Below are 609 nucleotides of genomic sequence, written 5' to 3'. Positions count from 1 at the left end.
CCGGCAGGTAACGTCACGACCGCGAATGCCAGCCACGCTTACGGCGTAGACACCATTGCGCCAACCGCATCGATATCTATCGACAATGTCACCAGCGATAACGTGATTAACGCGGCCGAATCCGGGCAGACGATTGCCGTCACCGGTAAAGTCGATAACGACGTCAAAGCGGGCGATGCGGTTACGGTTAAAGTCGGCACCGAGACCTACCAGACCACTGTCAATGCCGATGGTAAAACCTGGAGCGTGAATGTTCCGGGGTCTGTACTCGCCGCCAATGGTGATGTGAGCGCGACCGTCACCACGCGCGACCCAGCTGGTAATGTCACCACCGCCAACACCAGCCATGCTTATGGTGTCGACACCGTTGCGCCGACCGCGTCCATTACAATCGACGATGTGACGTCGGATAACGTGATTAACGCCAGCGAATCCGGCCAGACCATAACCGTCAGCGGTAAAGTCGATAACGACGTCAAAGCGGGTGATGCGGTTACCGTTAAAGTGGGCACCGAGACCTACCAGACCACCGTCAATACCGACGGCAAAACCTGGAGCGTCAACGTTCCCGGCTCTGTACTGGCCGCCAACGGTGATGTGAGTGCGACG

Annotated in this window: 1 protein-coding gene; it reads left to right on the top strand. The window is 57.6% G+C overall.

What is annotated here, in order from left to right; translation table 11 throughout:
* The coding region (locus WCT94_RS20720) for an Ig-like domain-containing protein (RefSeq protein WP_336871601.1) at positions 1-609 on the top strand (609 nt) is incomplete at both ends.

Origin of the sequence: Pectobacterium sp. 1950-15 (assembly GCF_037136835.1) — a bacterium.
Lineage (GTDB): Bacteria > Pseudomonadota > Gammaproteobacteria > Enterobacterales > Enterobacteriaceae > Pectobacterium.
Note: the sequence above shows the minus strand (reverse complement) of the source record. Positions and strands in the feature narration are given on the sequence as shown.